The organism is Streptomyces monashensis, from assembly GCF_001866665.1.
GTDB lineage: Bacteria > Actinomycetota > Actinomycetes > Streptomycetales > Streptomycetaceae > Streptomyces > Streptomyces monashensis.
On sequence record NZ_MLYO01000007.1, the window covers coordinates 138,514 to 156,215 of the forward strand.

The 17,702-nt window shown below is 66.8% G+C and carries 13 protein-coding genes; 7 read left to right on the top strand and 6 right to left on the bottom strand.

Going from position 1 to position 17,702, the window contains the following annotated elements; genetic code table 11:
* Positions 1-539 precede the first annotated feature (539 nt).
* Together BIV23_RS45470 and BIV23_RS49475 are read left to right on the top strand one after the other, a co-directional pair.
* A complete protein-coding gene (locus BIV23_RS45470) occupies positions 540-3,371 on the top strand; it encodes a DEAD/DEAH box helicase (protein WP_177239635.1) in 2,832 nt (943 codons plus the stop codon).
* Complete coding sequence (locus BIV23_RS49475; RefSeq protein WP_143079024.1) at positions 3,368-3,940, top strand: hypothetical protein; 573 nt, start codon at positions 3,368-3,370, stop codon at positions 3,938-3,940. The genes BIV23_RS45470 and BIV23_RS49475 overlap by 4 nt, the downstream gene beginning before the upstream one ends.
* Before the next feature lie 467 nt (positions 3,941-4,407).
* Here the strand turns inward: BIV23_RS49475 and BIV23_RS01215 are convergent, their stop codons facing one another.
* A complete protein-coding gene (locus BIV23_RS01215) occupies positions 4,408-4,773 on the bottom strand; it encodes a hypothetical protein (protein WP_143079025.1) in 366 nt (121 codons plus the stop codon).
* Positions 4,774-4,847: 74 nt separating this feature from the next.
* Here BIV23_RS01215 and BIV23_RS01220 point away from each other — a divergent pair, with 74 nt between their 5' ends.
* Positions 4,848-5,687 (top strand): methionyl-tRNA formyltransferase, encoded by an 840-nt coding sequence (locus tag BIV23_RS01220; RefSeq protein ID WP_071378797.1) that lies wholly within the window; start codon positions 4,848-4,850, stop codon positions 5,685-5,687.
* Between the two features lie 5 nt (positions 5,688-5,692).
* Here the strand turns inward: BIV23_RS01220 and BIV23_RS01225 are convergent, their stop codons facing one another.
* The 4 genes from BIV23_RS01225 to BIV23_RS50070 form a co-directional block, all read right to left on the bottom strand.
* Positions 5,693-8,059: an ATP-binding protein gene (locus tag BIV23_RS01225; protein ID WP_071378798.1), complete on the bottom strand. Its 2,367-nt coding sequence runs from the start codon at positions 8,057-8,059 to the stop codon at positions 5,693-5,695.
* The gene (locus BIV23_RS01230; RefSeq protein WP_071378799.1) at positions 8,052-8,663 is read right to left on the bottom strand and encodes a DUF6879 family protein; all 612 of its coding nucleotides are present in this window, start codon (positions 8,661-8,663) and stop codon (positions 8,052-8,054) included. The genes BIV23_RS01225 and BIV23_RS01230 overlap by 8 nt, the downstream gene beginning before the upstream one ends.
* Entirely contained in the window at positions 8,656-8,925 is a 270-nt protein-coding gene (locus BIV23_RS01235; RefSeq protein ID WP_071378800.1) for a hypothetical protein, read from the bottom strand. Before BIV23_RS01235 ends, BIV23_RS01230 begins: the two co-directional genes overlap by 8 nt.
* A 444-nt stretch (positions 8,926-9,369) precedes the next feature.
* Positions 9,370-9,516, bottom strand: coding sequence for a hypothetical protein (locus tag BIV23_RS50070; RefSeq protein WP_177239637.1), 147 nt, complete (start codon positions 9,514-9,516; stop codon positions 9,370-9,372).
* Positions 9,517-9,909: 393 nt separating this feature from the next.
* On the opposite strand from BIV23_RS50070, the gene BIV23_RS01240 reads away from it, so the two are divergent.
* The 4 genes from BIV23_RS01240 (at position 9,910) to BIV23_RS50075 (ending at position 16,170) form a co-directional block, all read left to right on the top strand.
* Positions 9,910-10,446, top strand: coding sequence for a hypothetical protein (locus tag BIV23_RS01240; RefSeq protein WP_071378801.1), 537 nt, complete (start codon positions 9,910-9,912; stop codon positions 10,444-10,446).
* 293 nt (positions 10,447-10,739) lie between these two features.
* On the top strand, positions 10,740-11,075 hold the full coding sequence (locus tag BIV23_RS01245; protein ID WP_143079026.1) for a hypothetical protein: 336 nt from the start codon (positions 10,740-10,742) through the stop codon (positions 11,073-11,075).
* Between the two features lie 257 nt (positions 11,076-11,332).
* Positions 11,333-15,346, top strand: a complete 4,014-nt coding sequence (locus BIV23_RS01250) for an SGNH/GDSL hydrolase family protein (RefSeq protein WP_071378803.1) — start codon at positions 11,333-11,335, stop codon at positions 15,344-15,346.
* A gap of 122 nt (positions 15,347-15,468) precedes the next feature.
* Positions 15,469-16,170, top strand: a complete 702-nt coding sequence (locus BIV23_RS50075) for a hypothetical protein (protein ID WP_071378804.1) — start codon at positions 15,469-15,471, stop codon at positions 16,168-16,170.
* A gap of 303 nt (positions 16,171-16,473) precedes the next feature.
* On the opposite strand, the gene BIV23_RS01260 is transcribed toward BIV23_RS50075, so the two are convergent.
* Positions 16,474-17,702: ZIP family transporter (locus BIV23_RS01260; RefSeq protein ID WP_071378819.1), on the bottom strand; the 1,229-nt coding region annotated here is incomplete at its 5' end.

A 17,702-nucleotide genomic window follows, 5' to 3' on the forward strand; every position in this document is an offset into this window, starting at 1 on the left:
GATACGAGCTCCTGGTGCGTCTCGTCGGTCTCTACGCGCCGGACGGCTGCCGTACGGCACAAGACAGCACCGGGCTGGTCACGGTTTTCGACCATCGCTCGGCACTGGAAGCATTGGAAGCAGCGACCAGCAGGGACTGCATTTCCGACCTGACATGCCAAGTCACCGGAACCACGCTGCCGGTACGAGCCCAGGCCGCTTGCGTCGTCCAAGGGCGGTCCCTGCGTGCGCCGGGTCGTGGTCCGACACAGCAAGCCGCTCGGGAAGCTGCCGCGCGCACCCTTTTGATGTTGGTGAACCGCCAGCTCACCCGAAAGGTCCCGCTTCCACCTACCCCAAACATCGCCGAGGAACCAACGCAACGGTCAGTCCCTGGTCAGCGGGACCATCGTTCTCAGGGCACCGACGCCCTCTCCGGACAGCTCCCAAAGCCTACGCCGCCCGCAGCCGAGCCAGTTAGGGAGCGGTCTCCTGCCGCACCTCGGCAGATGTCACTTCGTTCGCTTCCGCCCGCCGCAGACCTGGAGCAAGTAGCGTCCTTGCTGGCCCGCGGCACTGAAATCGTGTTCGACGGCGGGGACGGCCTGGGTCAGGCGTCCTTCCTGTGCGCGCTCCCCGAGCCCTACCCACCGGTCGACCAGGATGCCGCCGGGATGATGGTGAGGCGGCAATTGTTGCTGTCCGGCGGTGAACTCACCGACCGCGTCTGCCTTCAAGCAGATCTGATGGACATAACGCTTCACCTGGCACTCCCTACCGCTGAGGGGTGGGATGCGAGCGCGATGGTGTGGTCGCGGGTGGTCCGATTGGCATTGAGCCTGATCGCGGCTGGGCAGGTGTATCCGGCGCTAATCGAATCGGCACGCCACAATGGTCGGCAGCCCACGTGGCGGGTAGGGCCATGGAGCACCGAGCTACACGAGCAGAGCGCCGCGCTCGCTGCCGAGCTAGCAAACCTCCCCCGCTGCTTGCCCGACGCAAACTCCAGGCAACAGGTCCGCGAGCCTGTGGACGTCGTTCGTCAGTGTCTGGATGCCATCACCGACCGATTCGTGGCCGCCCCGGGTCTGCGCCATCTCCTCGGGCACCTGCCTTTCGTCGCACCGGTGAAGTACCAGGACCCGCTCACGCTTCTGCAAACGTGGGCTGACGCCATCGAAGACGAGCTCGATCCCGATCCCATCGCCCCGATAGTCCTGAGCGTCATGGCACCGCGAAGTGACCGCTCTACCCGCTTGCGCGCCACGCTCCGGCTGGCCGCCACACCAGAGGGCCCCGAAACCGTAGAGGCCGCCGATGTCTGGGAGGGACGCACCTCACTGCCGCACCTCCCGCCCGGCCTGCGCCAGCGGACCTCTCGCGCACTACGCCGCGCGGCCTCCGTTTACCCCCCGTTGGGTCCGCTGGGGCAGCAGCCGTCGCCCGAGGCGTGCCTGCTTGGCGTCTCGGACGCCGCAGCACTGCGCGGCAAAGCCGGCGAGGACTTGGCACGCCTTGGAATCACCGTCGAATGGCAGGACAACTGGCCCGGCGACCTGACCGTGCAGGCAACCGTAGGCACTGGCACACCGACGCCAGTCTCCTCCGGCGACTTCGGCCTGGGCGAAGTCCTCGACCGACGATGGCAAGTCACCCTGGACGGCCAGGTACTCACCGAAGAAGAGATGGACACCCTGACAGCGCAGGCGCTCCCCATCGTGCGCCTCCGTAACCGGTGGGTGCTTCTCGACGAAGGCGTCCGTGAGCGGCTGAAGCGACGCGCGCTGCCGCCCATCGGCCTACGTGAGGGAATGCTCGACGTCCTGTTCGGCACTATCACGATCGACGGCACCACCTACGCCTGCAGCGCCGTGGACGGTCTGGCCGAATTGATCGAGGAACTGCGCAACCAAGACCGGCAGTCAAGCCTCGACGGACTGTCGGCTCTGTCCGACACCGCCTTGCACTCGTACCAGATCAGCGCCCTGACCTGGCTCGACCGCCTGACCACACTGGGATTCGGCGCCGTGCTCGCCGACGATATGGGCATCGGCAAGACCGTCACAGCCATCGCCTTCCACCTCAGCCGCCGGCACCTCGCACCCGGCCCCACACTCGTGGTGTGTCCCAGCGGCCTGGTGGACAACTGGTACCGCGAGATCAGCACCAGGGCTCCAAGTGCCCCGGTCATCCGTTACACGGGCCCGAAGCGTCGCTTGACCGGCCTACACCCCGATTCGATCGTCCTCACCAGCTATCACCTCATGTGCAAGGACAGTAGGGAGCTGTCCGAGCACACCTGGGGCCTGTTCATCGCTGACGAAGCCCAGAAGATCAAGAACGCCGACACCACAGCTGCCCGAATCGCGCGGACAATCCCCGCCGCGACCCGCCTCGCGCTGACCGGGACTCCCATCGAAAACCAGCCGGGTGAGCTGTGGGCCATCCTCGACTGGTGCAACCCAGAGCTCTTTTCCACACGCCAAGGCTTCCTCGCCCAGTACGCCCGACCGGTCCAGGAGAGTATCGGCGCCGCACACGTCGATGAGGCCCGCAGCCGCGTGCATCAGCTCCTGCTCCCCTTCATCCGCCGACGCCTGAAAACGGATCCCGCACTCGGCCTGAAGCTGCCACCCAAGCACGAAACCACCCACAACGTCGCCCTGTCCCGCGAGCAGATCGGCCTGTGCGAAGCCCTGCATCGCGACACATTCGACCAGCTGCGCACTTGTCCCGACGGCAAGAAACGGGGGCAAATGCTGCTCAACCTCATCACCAGCTACAGGAAGGTCGCCAACAGTCCCGATCACTACACCGGCACCGACCCCGCCTTCGTCACCGCCGACCCGCACACAGCTGCGGATCGCGCGCCCAAACTCGCCGCCCTCGACACCATCCTGCGCAACATCCGCGACAAGGGCGAGTCCGCACTGGTCTTCACCAGCTATGTCGTCGCCGGCCGACTGCTCTGCGCGTACCTCGCAGGCCGCGGCTTCCGCCCCCTTCTCTTCGACGGATCACTCAGTCGCACCCAACGCACCGGAGTCCTGGACGCCTTCAGTACCGGCGCCGCCGACGTGCTCGTCATGACACTGCACAGCGGTGGTCTCGGGCTGAACATCACCCACGCCAATCACGTCATCCACTACGACCGGAACTGGAACCCCGCGCTGGAAGCCCAAGCCAACGACCGCGTCCACCGGATCGGTCAACAGCGCGCAGTGCAAGTGCACTATCTCGTCACCGCGGGCAGCATCGAAGACCGCATCACCGGCCTGCTCGCCCACAAACGCCACCTCGCCGACGCCTTCCTACCCTCAGGCGATCTCGACCTGAGCAGACTCGATGAGAGCGAACTCCTCACCCTGTGCAAGCTGACACCCCGCCCATGAACAGCCCCCGTCAGGCCCCGCCACTCTGGGATCGCGCACTCCCCGACCCTCCTCCGTCCACCCCCACAATCGACGACCTGGCCCTCACCGCCCGCGACGCGGCGCAGCGCGCCACCGCCGTACTTGCCGGGGAACCTCCCATCACCGACCCGCTCATCGACCTCATCCGCCTCCTCGACAGAGACACAAACACCACCCTCGCCAGCGAAGCAGCCGAGCGAGCAGGCATTTCCTCAACCGACCTACGGCGTCTACGCGCCGCACACACCTTCGGCGGGCCACCAGGCGTGCACGCCACGCTCTACCGCACTGCCCCCGACGACTCATCCATCCAACCCGCCCTTGAAGCGATCAACTGCACTCGCTCCCATACGGCAACGCCCCTACAAGTCGACGGCAACCGAATCACCGACGACCAAGCACAGCTGCAAATTCGACTCGGCCCCGACGACCGCTGGTACCCCTACACCGCCCACCACGAACAGTGGGTCCCGGCCCCTGGCGCCTCAACCGAAGCCGCCGCTGCCTACACCGCCGCCGTCAACGCAAAGCGCAACCGCCACGGTTGAGTCGCCCCCAACCTCGTTGCACCTCGAGGACGCGGCTCGCGGCACTTGGGAGGGCAGGCACTACCCGGTTTCCTCTGCGTGGCCGTGTACACGAGGTTGGAAGCCCGGAGGCACCACGCAGATCATCCAACTCCCCTGTCATTCCACGAGATCGCCCGCACCACAGGCCCGGTCGCGGACGGTCATCCGGCAACACGAGGAACTCGCCCCCGGCACCCCGCGCTACGACGTGGACATCGTCCGCGGCAAGAGTGACGGCCTGGGACCGCCCCGCGTACGCGGGGACCACGGCGACCGGGACCTACGACGCCCGCGCCTCGGGGCCACCCCCCGCAGCCACACTAGCCGTCCGGTCAGTGTGTCCACGCGGCCGACGTCGACGGTTCCTCCGACAGGTTGTCGACGGTCAGCTCGGTGATTCCGGTGTCCGGTTTGAAGTCCCCCGCCGCACGCCTCCGGGATGCCCGCTACTGCGGCCCGAAGATGATGTTGCCGTGGACGTCGCGAGCCTGGATGAGGTTCGTGACGGTTCCACTGTTGGTGTTGTGCAGGTCAGGCATGTCGGGCAGCTCGCGTACGACGTCGAGCAAGGTCGGGCGCTCCGCAAGAACGGCAGCGAGGTAGCCAGCCCAGTACGCTCTCTGCACGGCCTCGTCGTCGCCCATCCCTGCGGCCTGGCGGTGGGCCGTATCCAGGCGGCGTTCGACGTCGGCCCGTCCTTCGCCGGTCTGTCGGCTCCAGCGGCGTGCTAAGGCGTCGCGCACGTGTGTCCAGCCGTCGGTGAGAATCGCCGTGACGAGGGACTGGGCGCTGGGCAGGAGCACGGATGTCATCGGATCCATGAGATGATCACGCACCTTTGCTTTGCGGTTCGGCTTCGCCCGTCATGGTGGAAGGTGGCTGACGGATGCGCGTAGTGCTGATGGCGTACGGGGCCGAAGGCTTCGAGGACTTGCAAGCGGCGTGCGAGACAGCCGGCCACGCCCCGGTCGCGTACGTGTGCGCTGCATCGCGGGATGGGGCTGCCGTGGATGAGGTGCTGGCGGCGATGCCGCCCGGGCCCGATCTGCTGGTCCCTCGCAGCCCGCAGGGTCTCACGCTCAGCCTTGCCGGATACGAACCCGACATTGTCGTGTGCTACGGGATTCCGTGGCGACTGCCCGCGTCTGTGCTGCGCGTACCGCGCATTGGGGTGTTGAACGTCCATCCGTCGCTGCTTCCGCGGCACCGGGGGCCGATGCCGGTGCACTGGGCCGTGCGGCACGGCGATGAGGAGACCGGGGTGACGGTTCACTGGATGGACGAGGCGTTCGACAGCGGCCCGGTCGTGGCGCAGCGCGGCGGCATTGCCCTGCCGGACGATCTGGCAGGCGACGTGGTCTTCGCGCAGGTCCGGGCCACGATCCGGGCTCTGGTGCCACAGGCGCTGGCCCTGGCGGAAGACGGTTTCGCAGGCACGCCGCAGGACGAGTCGCTGGCGTCGTACGAGGGTGCTATGGGCCCGGAGAGCGCGGTCATCGACTGGAGCCGGCCGGCCCGGGAGATCCACAACCTGGTGCGGGCCTACCGTTTCGGCCTGTTCGCCGTGCCGGGGCCGCTGGCACTCGTTCGGGGCAAGTGGGTCAGTGTGCTGCGGACCAGCACCAGTGAGGTGAGCGGCGTCAGGATGCGGTGCGGGGACCGGCCGCTGTGGGTCACCGAATCGGTGCCGGTGCCGGCTCGTGATCGCTGGCTGGCCTCGTCGTGAAGTCGTCACCGCTGGGCCATGCTTTCCCGTAGCCGTACAGCGCGCGGATCGGTGAACGCCGTGAGCAGGTCGCATGCGTCAGCTCGTGCGTCGGCGGCCTCCTGCGGTGTGCCGGCACGGTCCAGGGCCTCCGCCAGGTGCACCAGCGTTTGCGCCGTCTCCCATGTCTGCTCAAGGTCGCGGTAGGTGACAACTGCCCGGCGGTGGCATTCGGCGGCTTCCTGAGCACGGTCGAGTTGCAAATACGTCTGCCCGAGCCCGTCCCAGGCTGCGGCCTGGCGGGTGCGGTCGCCCAGCTGTTCTTGGAGTGTGGCGGCGCGGCGGTAGGAGGCCAGTGCCTGGGTGGGTTGCCCGGTGGCGCGTTGAGCATCTCCCAAGGCCAGCAGCCAGTAGCCTTCCGCGGCTGCGCTGCGGATCTCAGTGGCGATGGCTACGGCCTGCTCAGCGTGTGCCAACGCAGCATCCGCATTTCCGCTGTCCAACTCCGCCGCGGCAAGGAGCCTGAGGGCATTGCCCTCGGCGTGGCGATCGTCGTGGGCCCTGAATACCTCGACTCCTCGGCGCAGCGGGCCAAGTGCGCCGGCCGGGTACCCGAGTTCCAGTTCCACCTGCGCGAGGTTGACTGCCACGCGAGGCTCCCAGAAGCCGTCGCTCAGCGCCGCGAACAGCGCCCTGCTACCTTCGAGCGCCGCTTGTGCCGGTGCGAGATTGCGGCGGCGTAGTTCAAGCAGACCAAGGCCGTTGAGCGTCAACGCCTCACCGAAGGTATCCCGCAGGTCTCGGCGCAGGGTCAGTGCCGACTCGTAGTGCTCGGCCGCGGCTGCCAGGCACTGGGACTGGGCGTACGCCATGCCGAGGCTCTCCTGCAGTTCGGCTTCGGCGCCTCGATCGCCGTCGCGCCGGGCGGCCTCCAGACCGATCTGCGAGGTGGCGAGCCAGTCCTGGAATGGGTTGTTGGTCATGTAGACGGCACGCAGGACCACCGCCAGCTGCCAGGCGATCCGGTCCAGCCCGCTACTCGCGGCCGCACGCACGGCAGCGACCAGGTTGTCGCGTTCCGCCTCGTACCACCGCATCGCCTGCGCCTCGTCGGCGAACAGCAGCTCGGGCAGTCCTGCGTCGGCAGGTACCAGCTCCACGCGAGGCTCGTGCGGAGCGACGCGGGCCTGGATCGCGTCGGCGGTGTGCAGGTACCAGGTCAGCACCCTGCTCAGCGCATCGTGGCGCTCCTGGGGAGTCTGCTCCAGCCGTGCCTGATCGGCGGCATAGGCTCGCAGCAGGTCATGCAGGCGGAAGCGATCGGGGGCGGTCTGCTCGACCATATGCGCGGCAGCGACGACATCAAGCAGGCGTCGCGCGGTACGGACGTCGACTCCTGCGAGGGCTGCCGCAGCCGTGTCGCTGAAGTCCGGCCCGGGGTGCAGTCCGAGTAGCCGGAAGAGCCGGGCGGCATCTGAGGGCAACGCCCGATATGACCATGTGAACACGGGACGCACCGCCTCAGACTCCTCGTCGCCGTCTGCCGACAGAACTTCCCACCGGCCGGACTCGTCACGCAGCTCGCCGATCAAATCCTCCAGGTGCATCAGCGGCCGCCCCGCCGCACGCTCGGCAGCGATCCTGAGCGCCAACGGCAGGCGCGCGCACAGCGAGGCGAGTTCCGCCACCTGCTCAGGATCGTCCCCGTCCCGATAGCCCCGGGTGACGCTGCGCAGCAGGGCGACCGAGCCGTCCTGGTCGAGTACGTCCAGCGTGAGGCGCCACGCTCCCTCCCGGATCGTCAGGCCAGGCAGACGGTGCCTGCTGGTCACGATGACCAGGCATCCCGGCGTCGCCGGCAGCAATGGTCTGACCTGGGACGCGCTGGCGGCGTTGTCGAGCACGATCAGCAGCCTGCGGCCGGCAAGCCATGAGCGGAAGGCCGCGGCCATGTGCTCGCCCTCGGCATGAACCGCGTCCGCAGGGGCGCCCAGCACCCGCAGGAAGCTTTCAAGGACCCGCTCGTACCTGACCGGGGCCTGCGGGTCGTAGCCGTGCAGATCGGCATACAACTGGCCGTCCGGGAACCGGTCACGGACCGCATGCGACCAGTGCAGCACCAAAGACGTCTTTCCGACTCCCGCAGTGCCGGTTACCAGAAGCACCTGCGCAGAGGCGAGACCGTCATCGAGCAGACGGTCAAGCGCCTGACGCTCAGCGCGTCTGTTGACGAAGCCCTGCCCGGCCATAGGAAGTTGGTACGGCACGGGCGGCCGCACGCGATCGGTCGCCGGAGCGTGGAAATGTATCCCGCCTTGTACGTCGCGTGCCTGCACGACGTCACGGGCGGTGCCGGAGAGTGAGGAGTTGACTTCCTCGCGCGGCTCATACACCCGTCGGAGGCTTGAGGTGGGCCACTTCACGGTCGAAGAACGTGCCGATGTCCTCACCCAGCACGTACAGCTCCTCAACCCGCGCCGCGACGCGATCCCGCGTTCTCGTACCGAGGTATCGCACGGCCCCTTCCAGGACACCCTCCGCGTCGTAAAGGATCTCGTACACCGTGTCGTCGTTCAGAGTGACCAACTCCGGTACGGTCCCCTCGCGTTCGTATGCCGCGATGTGCTGCGGGCCGACGACGCGGATCAGCTCACCGCACTCGGCCCGCACACGCAGCAGATGCAGCTCCCACTGCAGGTACGGCGTGAGTGGCTGCTCCACCACACGGACGCGCAGCAGACGGCACCGATGACGCGCGGCCAGACGGGACAGGTCGTGCAGTTCGGCGCGCTGGGCCTCGATCAGCCTCAGCGCCTCCTCCCAGTCCCCCTGGGCAAAGGCCTCCCAGCTCGCATCGCCCGGCTCACGGAAGTGCTGGCGGCGTTCCAGCTTCCACGAATCACACCCGTCGACAGCGAAATCCCTGCCGCGGAAGTCCTCGCGATAAGCGTCCAGTCCCAGTCGCTCGCCGGACGAGGCGCCAAGAAGGTCACGCATCCGGAATGTGGGCCTTGGCGGCCAGCAGAGTGACGCGCGGGATGACCACGAGGCGTTCTCCACCGCCGATCACCGCATCCTCGGGCAGCCCCTCGGAATAGACCGCCGTGAGGTCACGGCCGATGACCGCGAAGTCGCCGTTGTCGAACTCCCAGATGTCCGGACAGCCGTCCCGGCCCCCAGTCGTACCCAGCTCGGCCGGCGCGACGCCGATGCGCCGGACCAGCCGCGCCTGTGGATCCGCGTCCCACGTACCGCCCATACGTCGCCCCCTGTGACCTCTGCCCAGACCGGCTACCCAGCGTACGAACCCAGCGACAGGCCGTCCACGGGTGCTCGCGGGAATCAGCCATCTGCCGCAGGCCCTAACCGAGAGAAATGCGGGACCTCGTTCACCCGCCGCTCATGGAACGCGTTCACTGCGCACGCGGACGGCATCGAGGTGTACGACATGGGATGGGTCGAGTTTGGCTCAAGATGTCGGGCTGTCCGGCAGGGGAGCGTGAACGACCTTGTCAGGTAGACGATGACATTGGGACTTGTCTCGTCGCAGGTCTCGGTTTGGTGATCGCGATAGCCGATCCAGTCGCGCTGCCCGGCCCACCAGCGCACCACCGCGAGGACAACACCGCAGCCACAGCCCGACGACTTCACCTCACCGAGTGAAGATCACCAACAGCATCCGAAACTGCGGCCAGAGCCATTTTCACGAAGCCTCATCAGCGTCCGCCACGGCCAGCGGTTCCGCGTCGGGATGCTGTGGATGCCGTACCTCGACCACCCACCTTCCGTCCCGCACGAACGCCTGTGCCTGGCAGGCGGGTACCGGGTCGTACTCGGCCTCGATGCTCACAGTCTGACTCCTGTCTCTCGCTTCGCTCGGATGTTGGTGAGGAAGGGCTGCATCCGGCCACCCCTGGCAGCCCCAGCGGTCCCCTCGCATCCCCCTCCGCTCCACAGGAGTCACACAGGTACCTCCTGGGTTGCACACTTGATCACCGCATTCCGGATGACTGCCGCTGCCGGAGTTGCTTTCAGCCGGGCCGACATAGCTGCTCTTGACCGGCATGAACATGCTCTGTCTAGAGTGGCGAGCTGCTCCCGGTCAGTTGGGGAACTGCCTGCTCGTATCGTTCGGGCGGGACGGGAGCGGACGACCAACACGCACTGGGCACAACGGGGACCGCATCGCGCCTGCCACCACGGCAGTCCCCTCTTGTGCCTTCAACACGGGGGGAACATCGCTATGCGCAAGTGGCTACCTACTCTCGCCCTCTCTGCCGCTGTCATCTCTTCGGTTCTGGCAGCTCCGCAGGCCCTGGCTCAGGACTCGAAGCCGATCTCCGAGAAGGTGCCCGGCACCAACGTGGAATTCTCACCGAGTGCCGATCCGCAGACACGTGCCCTCGCGGCGACGGATCCCACAGCGGTACAGGCCGCTGGTTTGTTATGCGGTAGCGGATACAAACTGGAATTTATGGAGCCTCTTCCGGATGCCCGCCGGTTCGGAACCCTGTTCACGTACACCAAGTACACATCGGGGACGAACGGGGCGTGCGCCCTCTTCGACAACAACCTCGGGGCCAAGAAGCACATGAAGCTGAAGGTGTGCTGGACTACGTGCAACGTCGATGAAGGCTCGTTCTCTGACTACGCGGGTCCGGTCAAGTACGAGAGCACCCCTATCAAGTTCGACCCAGCCTGCGCGCAGGTGACTGCCCTGATGTGGGAGGGCGATGTCCCGATCATCAACCACCAAACCCACGCTGCTGGCTGTGACTGACCATCACCCGTCCCTCTCCTTCTTCGAGGTACATGTTCATGCCCGTGCACACGCCGGTATCTCGTCGGCTCCTCGTCCTGCTCATCGCTGCCGGAGCGATGACCGCTGCGTGCGGGCATGAACAGGCGAGTCATGGTCGAGGCACATCAGCTCCCCAGTCCTCACTGTCGGCTTCCGCGACATCGCCGTCAGCGGGCGCTACGAGCCCTGACGGGACAGAAGCGGCCAGGCAGAAGGCGGAGAGGGAGCGCAGGCAGGCCGCACCGCCTGGGGTGACCATTACGCCGTCCGCAGTGTCCGGTATCGCCAAGGGCGGCGAGCAGTTCGGAACTCCGGTCATCCGACGCGGAGATGTGACCATCTACACGCCCAGACGGGACAGGGACGCCTTGGCAGTCCCCGTAGAGGTGGTCAACAGCGGCGCCAAGCGTGCCTTCTACCGATTCCGCATTCGCGTGACGGGGCCGGGCGGCTTCGATGCGACGGCGAGCGCCTCGATGGACGTCGTAGGTCTATATCCCGGGACCTCGTGGCCGACCGAGTTGACTATAAAGGATCCCGGCCACACGCCTCCCGCGCACCCGCAGATCACCATCGTGAGCGTCGAGCGGAACGAATACCAGCGGTAAACAACTCTCCATTCGCGTCTCGTCCCTTTGCGTCCCAGTGGGGCGGAAGCTGCGGCGGGCACGGGCATCGGCTGCGAGGCGATGTCCGTGCCCGCCGCTACCAGCTGACCCGCTTTGAACTCAGCCCGCGCTCCGGCCCTCTGTCGTGACGGTGGGCGGGCGAGCCCTGCCTCGACCAGGCACGGGACACCACTCACGAGAAACGGGGAAACTCTCTCTTGAGATCCAGAAGACGATTAGGCACGCCCTGGGCTGCGATGGCGGCTTGTGCGGCTCTGACCGGCGGACTGCTCCAGGCCGTACCGGCCGCCGCCGCACCCAATTCCCATCCCGCCGCCCGCTCCACCACACCACCGGCGCCCCCGGACCGGATACCGGACCCGGGCAAGAAGCTCGGCAAGGGCTGGCAGAACAGCCCGGACCGTGCGCTCACCGCCGCCGCCGACGCGGACGGTCTGCGTATTCTCGTCGCCGACAGCGACAAGGCGTACGCGTGGAAGACCGTAGCCGTACTGTCGGAACCGGGCATGCCGGCCGATTCGTGGATCGGCAACCAGTGCCTGATGGACCACACGCACGCGGCCGTCGTCTACGCGCCGCGCGCCTTCACCAACAAACCCGACCTGATGCAGGGCGGCGCATTCGCCGCCATCGTCGATCTGACGACCGGCAAGGTGACGAAGCTGCCCTTCACCGCGTCACTGGCGTCCTTCGACCCGTCCTGCAACACGACCACGCACCAGGCCGCGTTCACTGGCTTCCGGGACATGAACGACGCCGCGAGCACACGCACGCGCGTCATCACCGTGAACGTGTCCGGGAAGACCATGGGCACGGTGGCGGCCCGCGGTGAGATCACGAGCGCCGTACCGGTGAAGGACGGCACGGTCGCCGCACTCGGCAGCCGCCTGGTCCGCCTCGACCGCTCCGGCAGGGTGAAGAACCTCGCGGACGCGGACAGCGCCCCGTTCGACATCCGGCCCGCCGCCGACGGCACGATCGCCTTCCTCGACCGCAAGGGCGACTCCACGGCGCACGCCAAGCTGTTCACCGGGCGCGGCACGCCGAGGGGAATCGCCTCGGGCAAGCTCGGCGATCTCGACCTCATGCAGGGCGATGCGGGCAGGGTCTTCCTCACCGGCCACCCCAAGGGCGCACCCGCCACCGCGGGAACCGGCGTCACCCGCCTCGCCGCCCCGGCCGGCACCGACGTGTCCTCCCACGGCCGTCTCGCCATCGACCCGGTCCTCACCCCTGGTGTGCACGCCGGACTGACGCACATCAAGGACGCGGGCAAGGGCTTCACGAAAGCCCAGGAACCCGCCCCCCACACCGCGACGCCCGGCACCTCCGGCGACGAACCCCTGACGGTCACCAGCACCGCCACCACCACCGGAACCAGGCTGACACAGAGCGTGCAGCAGAACGCCGGCGACGGCTCGGGCAACAACCCCTCCCCGGTCCTCGCCACCGCCACTGCAACGCACACCCGGCCCAAGCATTCCCCGAAGGCGGCCGGGCTGACGGTGAGCCCACCGACCGACGACGACCGCTGGTGCGCCGTATCCCGCAACGACGTCAACGTCCAGGCACTCCAGCCGACGCCGAACCAGGTCGAGTGGGCCGTCGACATGGCCGTGCGCGGTGATCTGAGCGCCAGCTACATCCGCCAGGGCGACTACCGTGCCCAGGCGGGCCTCGGCACCGTCGACCCGCAGGCGCTGTTCCCGCTGCCGAAGCTGAGCGGCGGCGGCAGGATCCCGGCCAACGTGGTCCTCGGCATCATGGCCCAGGAGTCCAACCTGTGGCAGGCCGAGGGCGGATCGATCCCCGGGCAGATGGGCAACCCGCTGGCCGCAGTCGACGGCTACTACGGCCATAAGGCCGAGCCCAGCGACCCGGCCGCTTACTGGCAGATCAACTGGGACAAGTCCGACTGCGGCTACGGCGTCGGCCAGGTGACCGACGGCATGCGCCTGGCCGGCCACGAGAAGCCGGGCGAGACCAGCCTGTCCCCCGGCCTGCAGAAGCTCGTCGCGATCGACTATGCGACGAACGTGGCCGCCTCTCTGAAGATCCTCGCCGACAAGTGGAACGAGGTCCACCAGGACGGCCAGAAGATCACCGTCAACAACGACGACTCTTCCAGGGTGGAGAACTGGTTCACCGCCGTGTGGAACTACAACCTCGGCTTCAACCCTCCGTCGCAGGCAGGCAGCCACTCCGGGCACTGGGGCCTGGGCTGGTACAACAACCCGGCCAACCCGATCTACGCCAAGGGCTGGGGCCATCCGTTCATGAACACCGACGTGGATGGGCCGGCGGCGAACAAGGACGCGGCTCATCCGCAGGACTGGCCGTACGAGGAGAAGGTGATGGGCTGGGCCGCCTGGTCCCAGGACACCGGCTTCTCCTACGCCACCTCCGGCCGCCAGGACTGGCCGGGCGAGTCCGGCTTCGCCTCGGCCGGCTTCCGGCCCGCCTGGTGGACCCTGGTCGCCCAGCGCACCGCCGTGCAGCCGCCGCTGGAGGCGTTCTGCAACTCCAAGAACAACTGCGATCCCAACACGCCGCCGAAGTGCCCGGACGCCGAGTGCTATGCACAGTACTGGTGGAACCAGCCGAACGTGAGCTGGAAGGCCGACTGCGACGTCAGCTGCGGGCACGAGAACATCAAGTACGAGAAGCTGGTGCAGGAACCGGGGCGCGGCTACCGGCTCCAGACCGGTACGCCTGTGTGCTCCGCCGCCCCGGCCGGATCCAACGTCGTCGCCTCGGTGCCGGACGGAACGCCGTCCTGGAGCGATCAGAGCGGCTGCGCAACGATCCACTCCGCAGGAAGTTTCCAGTTCAAGTTCAACCCGGGTACGGAAGGCCGGTACGAAGCGAAGGCCGACCTGCACTCGGTGGGCGGCGGGTACGGCGGCCACTACTGGTACACCCACACCCGCAACGCCGACCACTTCGGCGGTGACGGCGGCTACATGACCATCGGCGGCACCTGGACCCTCGGCCAGAGCCTCGACTGGGGGCGTGTCCTGGTCCACCTTCCCGACACCGGGGCACAGACCAGGCAGGCCGCCTACACGATCGGCGGTTCTGACACGAGCAGCCCTACGCGGATCGTGGAGCAGCGAGCCGGCCGATGGGTCAGCCTCGGCGTCTTCCACTTCACCGGAACCCCGTCCGTGACGTTGACCAACACCACCGCCGACGGGACCGGCGACGAGGACGTTGCCTGGGGCGCGGTCGCTTTCCAGGGCCTTCCCGGTAAACCGAACCACACGGTCGTCGCGATGGGCGACTCCTTCTCCAGTGGTGAGGGAGCCTCCGAGGGCAACCGGGACTACTACCCGGAGACGAACTGGCGCAACAAGGCCAGCGGAGACCGCGACGGCTGCCACCGCTCCACCTACGCATGGTCCCGGCAGGCAAAGCTCCCCGGCGAACAGCTCTCCATCGGCGAGTTGGACGACAACTGGAGCGCGCGGATGGACTACCACCTCATCGCCTGCTCCGGATCCCGCACCTACAACGTGATCGCTCCGGCCGACAACAACGACAGGACATACGACAACAGCGGAGAGTTGCCGCAGATCAATCAGGGATACCTGGACCAGAACACCGACCTGGTCACCATCTCCATCGGCGGCAACGACTCCCGGTTCGGCTACGTGATCACCCAGTGCATGGGGCCAGGGAATCCGTGCCAGGAGAAGAAGTTCGACAACGTCGAAGGCAAGGGCGTACCTGACGGCCCCTACCAGGGCAAGCCGCTCGCGGAAGCCATCCCGGACCTCATCAGCGATGTCGTCGCACCCAGCATCCAGAAGACGATCGAGGCAATCCACAGCAAGGCCCCGAATGCCAGGATCGTCCTCATGGGTTACCCGCCGCTGCTGTCCAACGACGCGTCCTGCCTCAACAAGATCCCTCTCGTCGGGATCTCACCGGAGGAATCGCAGTGGCTCAACGGCGTGGCCGACTACCTGGCACAGACGATGTTCGAGACCGCTGACCTCGTCAGGAAGCACGGAGTGGACGTCGGCTATGCCAACCCGCAGGCGTTCTTCCACGGCAAGGCCGTCTGCGGCGACCCCGAAAGCATTCACGGCATTGTCACCGATCTGACAGACAGCGACGAACCGAAGATCGACTGGCCGTTCTTCCAGTTCGGTATCTCCGCGCAGTCGTTCCATCCGAAGATCGCCGGGGCGCGACTGTACGCGGACACCCTGGAGGCCGCGCTGGACGCCTGGCCCAAGAAGTAACCCAGCCAGACCGTGTGGGGAAGTCCAACAGGGCTTCCCCACACGCTTTTTGAGTACACATACTCATGCTGCCCGCCGCACGTGGGCTGCATGCTGAGGGCAGACGGGAGGAAGCCACGTTCATGAAGCGGGTCAAGCAGGTCAAGACAGCGGCATTGATGCTTCTGGCGCTGGCGGTGTCCGCGTGCTCGGCAGAGGACCGGGCTGTACCGGAGAAGACTGTCCGCGAACTTGCCGGCAGCCCGGAAGCGGTCAACGCCAGGCAGAAGTCGGAAGCTGGGCTCAGAGAAGTGGTTCAGGCGTACGTCGAGCACACGCCCTTGAAGCTCGGCCTGGTCGTGGTCCGCGACAACTGCTGGGGCGGAACGGCGAAGGGATGGCTGGAGACCAGGGACAGCGACCTGTACAAGATCAGCTGCGGTCTGAATGTCACCGCCTACTTCGGCGCCGACCCGAAACACATCGTGTCCGTCCTCGACGGGATCCTCACAGCCGGCGACAGGAACGTACCCGGCATTGAGTTCAACCACACAGTCGACGGAGCGCTCATCGACTACTACCGGAAGCCGTATGACAAACGAAATCCTGAAGTGCCTTTGCGTGACGCCGCAAGCCAGAGCCTGAAGTGGGATCCGGTACGCGACCGCCAATGGAAACCAAATTTCATCAGCGAACCGACAGGCCCGTGTGAAAATGACCCACCGGTCAAACGGTGTCTGCGCGAACCGTCTTCCGCTACGGTGGCCGCCATCCGCAAACAGTACGGCATGGTGTTCCAGCTCAACCTGGGCACAACCTACTTCAAAATCATGAAGAAGCACTAACCTCGATCTTGCATGAAGGTCCGTCAGCTTGCTGACGGACCCTTTCTGCCTGTTCACGGCGGGGATTTCTGTCACGTGGGCAGGCTGATGGCCCGGCTGTCGCGCCGGGTGGGCGCCGGGTTCCACATCGGCGATCGGGGTGTGCTTGGTGTTGGTGGCGAAGCAGGTCAGCCGCAGCCCGTCGGCGTCAGTGAAGCGCAACTGAGCACCCGGATGCGGGTGCGACGACAGTCCGTCTCGGGATCGCCCGAAGGCCGACTGGTCGGGCTTACCCGGCCCGGTCACCTGGCAGGTTGCAGCGTCCTACGCCTCGTCATCCCTGCCTCGCAGGGATGACAAGACCAAGCGCCCATACCGTGTGGTGAGGGCCCCGGCTGCGGCGGCGACCGACAGTGTCAGTGCGATGAGCAGGTCTGCCACAGAGTTGTCGCCGAGGACTTGCAGGATGCTGAGGGCCGTGCCGAGTGGCAGGCCGAGAATGGTGAGGACGCCGAGGGCCCCACTGATCTGCTGGCTTTCCTGAGTTTGTACGAGTCTGCTGTAGTCGGCTGCTTCAGCGAGGATTTCATGGAAACGGGCTGGGAGCCGGTGCTGGTTCTGGAAGGCGAGCAGCAGATCGTTCGCTGCCCCGTGTGCCGTGAGGTGCTGCCGCCAGTAGGTGCTGCGAAAGACAGCGATATTCCTCTCCAGTGCGGCAACCCGGCGTGCCAGCTGTGATGAGTTGAACACCTCGGAGAGTTCGTCGGTGAGCTCGTCGATGTGATCGCGCTGGAGAGCGCCGAGGAGAAGGGCGTCGAGATAGACGGTACGGGAGTGCAATGCGGCGAATTCGAAAAAGTCGCCGGCGCCGGTGTCGGCCCGGTGGCCGAGGAAGGCTGCCCCTTGACGTAGTACGAGGGCACTCCAGTCTGCCGAGATCCTGACAACGTCCTTGAGCTGTTCGCCGGCAGTCTCTGGGGGCAGGGGAAAGTCGTCCGTGGTGGAGCGTGACGCCAGTTGCCACAGCCAGCGATCCGCGCTCGCAGGCAGCGCCCCTTCCAGGCCGGAGCGGAGGGCTGGGGTCTGCTGTGACGTAGGGGTCATGAAGGCGATGGTGTAGGGCCTGGCTATGGCGAAGGGCGCGTCTGGATTGCGGACGTCGGCGATGCCGGCGAGAAGCCCGGCTGGGTCAAGGGGACCTGCGAGCGGATCGTCGATGGGGCTCGGCCGTCGGCCGGCCAGAGAGCGCAGTACAGGCAGCAGCGGTCTTTCGACGCTCAAGTGCAAGACGGCCAGGGCATGTTCTGGATTGCGAGCCGTGGCTGCGCGGAGAAGTTCCATGCCCAGCAGGTGGAGTCCGTCCTGCTTGACGTCCAGCGGCAGGTGCCAGCGGCGTGGCCGCCCGGGTGCCCCGTAGATCGCGCGGGCGGAGGCAGGGGCGAAGTAGGTGGACCGGGTGCGGGCGTCGGTGCGGCGACTGCCCAGCTCGAAGGGGAATGGACCCTTGGGCCAGTTGGGGACGTGTAAGTGGGCGGTTCGTGAGTCTTTGAGTG

Bases quoted from the DNA above. Each gene is read 5' to 3' on its own strand.
- BIV23_RS49475 (WP_143079024.1), top strand. From the start codon at position 3,368: ATGAACAGCCCCCGTCAGGCCCCGCCACTCTGGGATCGCGCACTCCCC.
- BIV23_RS01215 (WP_143079025.1), bottom strand. From the start codon at position 4,773: ATGACATCCGTGCTCCTGCCCAGCGCCCAGTCCCTCGTCACGGCGATT.
- BIV23_RS01220 (WP_071378797.1), top strand. From the start codon at position 4,848: ATGCGCGTAGTGCTGATGGCGTACGGGGCCGAAGGCTTCGAGGACTTG.
- BIV23_RS01230 (WP_071378799.1), bottom strand. From the start codon at position 8,663: ATGCGTGACCTTCTTGGCGCCTCGTCCGGCGAGCGACTGGGACTGGAC.
- BIV23_RS01235 (WP_071378800.1), bottom strand. From the start codon at position 8,925: ATGGGCGGTACGTGGGACGCGGATCCACAGGCGCGGCTGGTCCGGCGC.
- BIV23_RS01240 (WP_071378801.1), top strand. From the start codon at position 9,910: ATGCGCAAGTGGCTACCTACTCTCGCCCTCTCTGCCGCTGTCATCTCT.
- BIV23_RS01250 (WP_071378803.1), top strand. From the start codon at position 11,333: ATGGCGGCTTGTGCGGCTCTGACCGGCGGACTGCTCCAGGCCGTACCG.
- BIV23_RS50075 (WP_071378804.1), top strand. From the start codon at position 15,469: ATGAAGCGGGTCAAGCAGGTCAAGACAGCGGCATTGATGCTTCTGGCG.